A 7302-nucleotide genomic window follows, 5' to 3' on the forward strand; every position below is an offset into this window, starting at 1 on the left:
CGGCCGCCAGCCGCAGCGCATGGAGCCGGGCCGTGGCCGCCCCCGACGCACAGGCCGGACCCGCGCACCACGGCGTCGCCTCGGCATCCGCCGGGCCCTGATGCTCCTGCTCGCGGTATTCCTGGTGATCGGTGGCGGCACGCTGCTGTGGGCGGATTCCCAGCTGCAGCGCACGGAGGCCCTCCAGAATTACGAGGGCCGCGTAGGCGGAACCGCGGGCACCAACTGGCTGCTCGTCGGCTCGGACTCCCGCGCCGGACTGGATCAGGAGACCGCCGATCGGCTTTCCGCGGGCATGCTCGATGAATCGGAGGGCCGCACGGACTCGATCATCCTGGTGCACCTGCCGCTCGTGGGGAAGGCCACGATGATCAGCCTGCCGCGCGATAGCTTCGTCAACATCCCCGGCTACGGGGAAAATAAGATCAACGCCGCCTTCGCCCTCGGCGGCTCCGCGCTGCTGCAGCGCACGGTCGAGGAGGCCACGGGGCTGCGGATCGACCACTACGCGGAGGTCGGCTTCGCTGGCTTCGCCAACGCCGTGGACGGCGTCGGTGGTGTCGAGATGTGTCTCGAGGAGCCTCTCGATGACCCGATGGCGGGCATCAACCTGCCCGCCGGCTGCCAGGAGCTGGATGGGCCGAATGCCCTGGGCTATGTGCGCTCCCGCTACGCCTCGGCGGGCGGCGACCTGGACCGCGCGGGCCGCCAGCGTCAGCTACTCGCGGCGCTGAGCAAGAAGATGCTCTCCCCCGGCACGCTCTTCAACCCCTTCCGCCTCTTCCCCACGGTCAGCGGCGTCGCCTCATCCCTCACCGTGGACAAGGGCGATCACATGTGGCACCTCGCCCGCCTCGGGGTGAAGATGCGCGGCGCGAAGCAGGAGGTCGTTCCGACCTCGGGCAGCGCGGATAACTACGCGGGCAGCGTCCTACTCTGGGACCAGGCCGCCGCCGAGCAGCTGTTCAGCAGCCTGCGCTAAGCCAGGCTAAGTCCCCGCGCCCGCAGCGCGCCGCACCCGCGGTGCGCATCCACCGCGAGGGCCAGCATGGGTAAAAAGCGGGGCCGGGGAGCCCCGTCAGCGGACTCCCCGACCCCAGCCCCAGCAGGGGCTTAGCGAATCGTGACCTCGCGGGACACGATCGTCTGCTTCGCCTTCTGCTCCTCCGGGGTGAAGCGGCCCGAGTCATTAGCCAGAGCCTCGGCGATCTTCTTATCGAGCGCCTCCAGGCCCTTCTGCCAGACCTGCGGCTCCCAGGAGTTATCGAGGTCCCACACCGGAACCATCACGCCGTGGGTGCGGAACACGCCCGCGAACTTGGAGCCCTCGCCGAGATGCAGCTCGCCAGCAGCGTGGACGCGAGCCAGCGCATTGAGCAGCTCGTTCTCATCCTCCGGGCGGACCCAGCGGATGTGGGCGCGCTCGCCCGGATCAATCCACCAAGCAGCGCCCTTGATGTCCGCGCGCACCTTCTCAGAAGGAAGGACGGAATCGTTGGCGCGGCGCAGCGTCGCCGCGACCTGCGGGTTGTCCTGGTGCTCCTCGGTGAGCCACCAGTTGAAGTCCTGCTCGACGACGATCTCCTCGTCGGCCTTCGGATCCAGCAGGTCGGTCAGCTCCGGCTCGTTGCCGTCAGCCACGCCAACCTCGAGAGCTGCGCCCGGCTCGGCGGTCTTCATCCAGTTCAGCGCGTACGCGAGGTCACGGTTCGGGTTATCGCCCGGGCGCTGCGTCTGCAGCGCGACGAAGCCCTCGCCACCGTCTTCAGCAGCACGGCGCATCGCCGCCACCGCGCCCGGCAGGACGGTCACGAGAGACACCGGGAAGTCGATCCCCTCGACCTCGATCTTCACGCGGGCGGAAGGTACGAACTCCTGCAGCGCGATGAGGTCGGACTCCATCGTGAAGCCCGCGTACGGACGGGCGTCCCGCTGCAGCTTCGCGCGCTCCGCGGCACGGGCAGCGAGCTTCGCCTGGCGGCGGCTCATGCCCTCGGGCAGGTCTTGATTCTTCTTATTTTTCTTAGCCACGCTGCTGATTCTAACCTGCCCTGCGGACAAGCCCCTACCCCACCGCAAAACTAGGGCTGACCCGCGCCTCCGCCGGCCGAGTTTTGCAGCCAGCCCGCAGCCTCCCCGGGGTAGTTTGTCGCCACCCATCGGGCCCCTCGCTGGGCGATCCACCGCAGCTGCTCCGCCTGGTCGACCGTCCAGATGTAATCCGCCGGAGCACTACCCCCCTCGCCCCGAAGGCTCGCCATCGCCTGCTCGATCGACCACCCCGCGTGACTCGCGATCCCCGATCCCCGTAGCAGCGGCCGTGCGGGCGGGTGGTGCTTCCGGCGCAGCTGGATGCGCTCTACCTGCGGGTTGATCTGCCGGGAGCGCCACAGCGACCAGCTGTCGAAGCTGATCAGGTAGATCCCCTCCCCACCAGCCAGCCCCGCGGCTTCCAACTGGCGGTGCATCTCCGCCTCCACCTGCAGGCTCCGGACATGCGGGTGCTTGGTCTCGATGAATAGTTCGGGTTGGCCAGCGCCCGCGCTGTGCCGCATATCCTGCAGGAACTCCAGCAACTCTCGCAGTTCCAACACGGTGGCCGGCCGGGTTGACGTCCCAAAATTAAGGGCCTTGAGCTCCGCTAACGTCATGCGGGACACCGCCCCCGTCCCGTCAGAGACGCGGTCCACGGTGCGGTCGTGGATGCAGACCGCGTGGCCGTCGCGGGTGAGCCGGATATCGCACTCGTATCCATCCGCGCCCTGGGCGGCCGCGAGCTCGTAAGCGCCGATCGTGTGTTCCGGGCGGTGCTTGGACGCACCACGGTGGGCAATGATTTTTACCTCGTGCTGCACGCCTCCTTTTCTACCGGATTGTGCGCCGCGTTTTGTCTCGCGATTGTTCCGCGCTTGCTCCACGCGTGCTCCGCGCTTGCTCCACGCGTGTTCCGCGCCCTGCCCCACGCTGAAACCGCGTCGTCCCCTCGACCTCCCACCGCGCGCACCGCACCCGCGCTCTCGACCCAACGAAGCCGCCGGGTAATCTTGGGTACGTGCACGAAGCAGCCCCTACCCCGAACGTCACGGACACCTCGCTGGTGTTCGAAGGCGGAGCCATGCGCGTGGTCTTTTCCGCCGCGCTCGTGGAGGCCTTGCTGGAATCGAATGTGAACTTCGCCCACGTCACGGGCAATTCCGCGGCGACCTCTCACGTGGCTAATTACGTTTCCCGCACCACCGACCGGATGCGCAAGACCTTCACCACCTTCCCCTCCGACCCGAATTTCGGCGGTTGGCGGGCCTGGCTGCGCGGGGATGGCTTCTTCAACGCGGGCTATATCTACGGCGAGGCCGGCATGCCGGGCCAGCCGATGGGCATGGACTGGGAGATCTTCGATAGCTCACCGGTGCAGTACCGCATCTCCGGCTTCAACGCGCTGACGGGCGAAACGAAGCACTGGGGCCGGGAGTCGATTCACAGCCCGGAGGACTTCCTGCTCCGAGCCCGCGCGTCTTCTTCCCTCCCGGTCTTCATGCCAGCCACCGAGGTCGACGGGCAGCCGTGGTTCGACGGCGCGTTCGGTCCCACCGGTGGCATCCCCATCGACGCCGCGATGCAGGACGGTTACGACCGCTTCCTCGTGATCATGACCCGCACCCGGATGTACCGGAAGTCCGCGGCGGGGCGCGCGCTGTGGCTGCTGCGTCGCACGCACGGGCAGTACCCGGCGCTGCTGGACTCCATCGCCGACCGTCACGTGCGTTATAACGAGACTCGGGATTACCTCTTCGAGCTGGAGAAGCAGGGTAAGGCGTATCTTTTTATCCCTGAAATCATGAATATCAGCAATCAAGATCGCAATCCGGTGAAGCTTTCCCTGGCCTACCAAGAAGGTCTTGAGCAGGCACGACGCGAGATGCCGGCCATCAAGGAATTCCTCGGCCTTTCCTAGAACCCTTCCCGTGGCGCCGCTGTTTGCCTCTTTCTTTAATGACGTCTCACCCTTGCGAGGCCCCCGGTTTTTCGCCACAATTGGTTACTAACGGCCAGGCGGGAATAAAAGTACTGGTTCGGCCGTTCGTAATAATTAGAACCTTTTCAAAAGAATTCGGAAGGACTGATTGAACAATGGCTAAGTACACGCTGCCTGAGCTCCCATACGCATACGACGCACTGGAGCCACACATCTCGGCCGAGATCATGGAGCTGCACCACTCCAAGCACCACAACACCTACGTGCAGGGTGCTAACGCCGCTCTCGAGGCTATGGAGAAGGCACGTGAGGAGGGCACCAACCCGGATCAGATCCGCGCACTGTCCAAGAATCTTGCGTTCAACCTTGGTGGCCACACCAACCACTCCATCTTCTGGAAGAACCTCTCCCCGAACGGTGGCGGCGAGCCGACCGGCGAGCTGGCTGAGGCTATCAACCGCGACTTCGGCTCCTTCGAGAAGTTCAAGGACCAGTTCTCCTCCGCAGCGCTGGGCCTGCAGGGCTCCGGCTGGGCTGTCCTGGGTTACGACCACATCAGCGAGCAGCTGGTCATCCAGCAGCTGACCGACCAGCAGGGCCAGACCTCCATCAACCTGACCCCGCTGCTGATGCTGGACATGTGGGAGCACGCCTTCTACCTGCAGTACAAGAACGTCAAGGCTGACTACGTGAAGGCAGTCTGGAACGTCTTCAACTGGGAGGACGTCGCCGAGCGTTTCGCTGCAGCGAAGAACTAAGTCTGACTCACAGGCTTAACTCTTAAAGCCTGCGGGCTTTGACCGGGTGGGTTCACGGGAGACCGTGGCCCGCCCGGTTTTTCTTTGCGTTGGTGGTTCCGCCACCAGCTGCGCTTTCGCCAACGGACTTGCTACGTGCCGGGGCTGGGCCCGGCGGCCGGAACGCTTAGCCGAGCACGCCCGTCTGGCAGCTCACGCCGTTCGGCCCGTGGTTGCAGTAGCCGTCCGGGTTCTTCGCCAGGTACTGCTGGTGCTCATCCTCCGCGAGGTAGAACTCACCAGCCGGGGTATCCGCCAGCAGCGCGACCTCCGTGGTGATGGGGCCAAAACCGCGCTCAGTGAAAGCCGGCTGCCACGCCTCGATAGCCTGCTCCGCCTGGGCGAGCTGCTCCGTATCCAGGGCATACACCGCACTGCGGTACTGCGAGCCCACGTCATTTCCCTGCCGGTCGCCCTGGGTGGGGTCGTGGTTTTCGAACATGATCCGCAGCAGCTCGGCGGCACTCACCCGCTGCGGGTCGTAGACGATGCGCACGGCCTCGGTGTGGCCAGTACGCCCGGTGCAGGTTTCGCGGTAGGTCGGATTCGGGGTATATCCGCCAGCGAAGCCCACGGCGGTGGATTCCACACCCTCCGTAGCCCAGAAGATACGCTCGGCTCCCCAGTAGCAGCCCATACCTACCACGAGCTCCGCCTGCCTCTCCCGCCAGGGACCGGTGAGCGGCGTGCCGAGCACCACGTGTGGCTTCGGATCCGGTAGCACCGGGTGCCTTCCGCCTGCCAGCGCCGTCTCCGCGGTGACCCGCGGCGCCCGGTACGCACCCGGCGTGTTCAGGGCCTTCATTCTTTCGAAAAGATCCACTTCAGCGTGCTCCTTCGCGCTCTTAGGGCTTGTCTACTGCCTATTCCACCAGGCTGATGCCCGGCGCGCCACGGCGCAACCAACCACGCACGCTACGGGTGGCCACGCAGTCGTCCGCGTTATAGCGCTCCAGGGTTCGACGGGAAATGTCGGCGGTGCGCCCGCCGGTAGCGACGGCCACCTCGAAGAGGTCCACCGCCGCCTTCCCGTCCACGCCCTCCTGGCTGAAGTGGAAACCTGCCAGCGGGGCGATCGTCTTCAGCCCCAGCGAACCGGTCCCCAGCAGCCCACGGGAGACGTACTCGAAGACATCGCCAAACTCCGGGGACTGGATGAACTCGTTGACCTCCGCCAGGGCCGGCATCCGTACCTGGCGCTGCCCGCCGTCGGCGCTAGGGCTACCGTACTCCTGGCCGCCGTAGAGCCGGGCGTAGTGGCGCAACCAGTAGAGTTCACCCTGCTTGGCATAGACCCACATTAGGAATTTCCGGCCCTCGGCGTGTGCGCGTTCCCGGCGCCACATGAGCCAGTCCCACATCTCTGCGACGTGGCGGCCCTCATCCCCCGTCCGGCTGAAATCAGAGAAGGCCACGTATTGGTGGCCGTCGAAGGTGCCCCAGAGGAAGGTTCCACGGCTCGGGTGGGCCTCCATGTCCACGTCGATCTCCACTGGCTCCTGGTCCTGCGGGAGGACCAGCGGCCCGCGGTACCACTGCTGCACCGGCCGTCGGATGGCCACCTCGGCGCGCATCCAGGCCGCAGCCAGAGCGCTGGCCTCCCCCGCCCCGGCGGCAGCGAGCGCGGGCAACGTATTGATGCCCTTATCCCGCCACGGCCGGTTGCGGTCCCCCGGCAGCAGCAGCGAAATGTCCTGCGTCTGGAGCAACTGAGCACGGCAGTGATTATGGAACTCGCAGGTCTGGCACTCCTTGACCCGGGAGGGCGCTGTTGGGATGGGCTCGGAGAAAGCCGCGAATAACCCGGGGTACAGGCGCTGGGCGTCGAAGAAGTAGCAGCGGGAGCCATCGGGCTCCGCGCCCGAACTGCGGCCGATGATGCCCACGTCGGAGCTGGCGAAACCCCAGCTCAGCAGGATCATATTCGCCATCCCTAGGCGCTGGGCATCGCTGGCCACGGTGCGGTGGCGCAGCGTCGTTGCGGCGGGCTTCCCCAACCCGAGTGCATCGACGGAGACGACGCGGCAATCCGCACGGTGGCGGTTCTTCGCAGGGCGGGTCGCATTGTGCCCGGTGATGATGACTGGCGCGTAGGCCGCGGTCTCGAGCGCCACCCCGGGGTCCATGCGCACGAGCAGGTCCACATGAGCTTCGATCCCGTCGTGCTCGAGGGCCGGGTTGAGGATCAGCCGATCCCCGCGCGCCAGCGCCTCCAGGGTCTCCTCCACCGCGTTCTCGCCGTCAGCGATCTCGCTGCGGGTGGGGCGGAGCTTATCGCCGATCCGGGGCGCGGTGGGCAACTGGGCAAAGACGTAGGAGCGCCGCCGCCACGCAGAAATCCGGCTCGCGATGCGCTCGGCGAGGTGCTCCCAATCGCTGTCCAAGTACAGGCGGGTGGTCTGGCCGCCCAACGCCCGGCGCAGTAGCGCACGGTGGCGGCACCCAACCACGTCGGAGGGGCTGAGCCCCGCCTGCTCGGACAAGAAGTACCTCACAACGGTGCTGTTGCAACTTGGGGCGGGAGCCAAGAAA

General features: G+C 66.3%; 7 protein-coding genes. 3 read left to right on the forward strand and 4 right to left on the reverse strand.

From position 1 onward, the window contains the following. Positions 1-982: LCP family protein (locus HMPREF3088_RS05085; RefSeq protein ID WP_246818062.1), on the forward strand; the 982-nt coding region annotated here is incomplete at its 5' end. A gap of 131 nt (positions 983-1113) precedes the next feature. Here HMPREF3088_RS05085 and HMPREF3088_RS05090 read toward each other — a convergent pair. Further along, positions 1114-2031: a DUF5926 family protein gene (locus tag HMPREF3088_RS05090; RefSeq protein ID WP_070758719.1), complete on the reverse strand. Its 918-nt coding sequence runs from the start codon at positions 2029-2031 to the stop codon at positions 1114-1116. Between the two features lie 50 nt (positions 2032-2081). Further along, the gene (locus tag HMPREF3088_RS05095; RefSeq protein ID WP_246818063.1) at positions 2082-2855 is read right to left on the reverse strand and encodes a glycerophosphodiester phosphodiesterase; all 774 of its coding nucleotides are present in this window, start codon (positions 2853-2855) and stop codon (positions 2082-2084) included. 197 nt (positions 2856-3052) lie between these two features. On the opposite strand from HMPREF3088_RS05095, the gene HMPREF3088_RS05100 reads away from it, so the two are divergent. Both HMPREF3088_RS05100 and HMPREF3088_RS05105 read left to right on the forward strand, forming a co-directional pair. Further along, on the forward strand, positions 3053-3952 hold the full coding sequence (locus HMPREF3088_RS05100) for a patatin-like phospholipase family protein (protein WP_070758721.1): 900 nt from the start codon (positions 3053-3055) through the stop codon (positions 3950-3952). 176 nt (positions 3953-4128) lie between these two features. Further along, positions 4129-4731, forward strand: a complete 603-nt coding sequence (locus HMPREF3088_RS05105; RefSeq protein WP_070758722.1) for a superoxide dismutase — start codon at positions 4129-4131, stop codon at positions 4729-4731. Positions 4732-4897: 166 nt separating this feature from the next. Here the strand turns inward: HMPREF3088_RS05105 and msrA are convergent, their stop codons facing one another. Beyond that, positions 4898-5593, reverse strand: a complete 696-nt coding sequence (msrA, locus tag HMPREF3088_RS05110; protein ID WP_070758723.1) for a peptide-methionine (S)-S-oxide reductase MsrA — start codon at positions 5591-5593, stop codon at positions 4898-4900. Between the two features lie 40 nt (positions 5594-5633). Then, the gene (locus HMPREF3088_RS05115; protein ID WP_070758724.1) at positions 5634-7265 is read right to left on the reverse strand and encodes a TM0106 family RecB-like putative nuclease; all 1632 of its coding nucleotides are present in this window, start codon (positions 7263-7265) and stop codon (positions 5634-5636) included. Between the last annotated feature and the right edge of the window lie 37 nt (positions 7266-7302).

The organism is Corynebacterium sp. HMSC22B11 (assembly GCF_001815965.1).
Taxonomy (GTDB): Bacteria; Actinomycetota; Actinomycetes; order Mycobacteriales; family Mycobacteriaceae; genus Corynebacterium.

Excerpts from the sequence above, each read along its gene's own strand:
- HMPREF3088_RS05105 (WP_070758722.1), top strand. The coding sequence starts at position 4,129 with ATGGCTAAGTACACGCTGCCTGAGCTCCCATACGCATACGACGCACTG.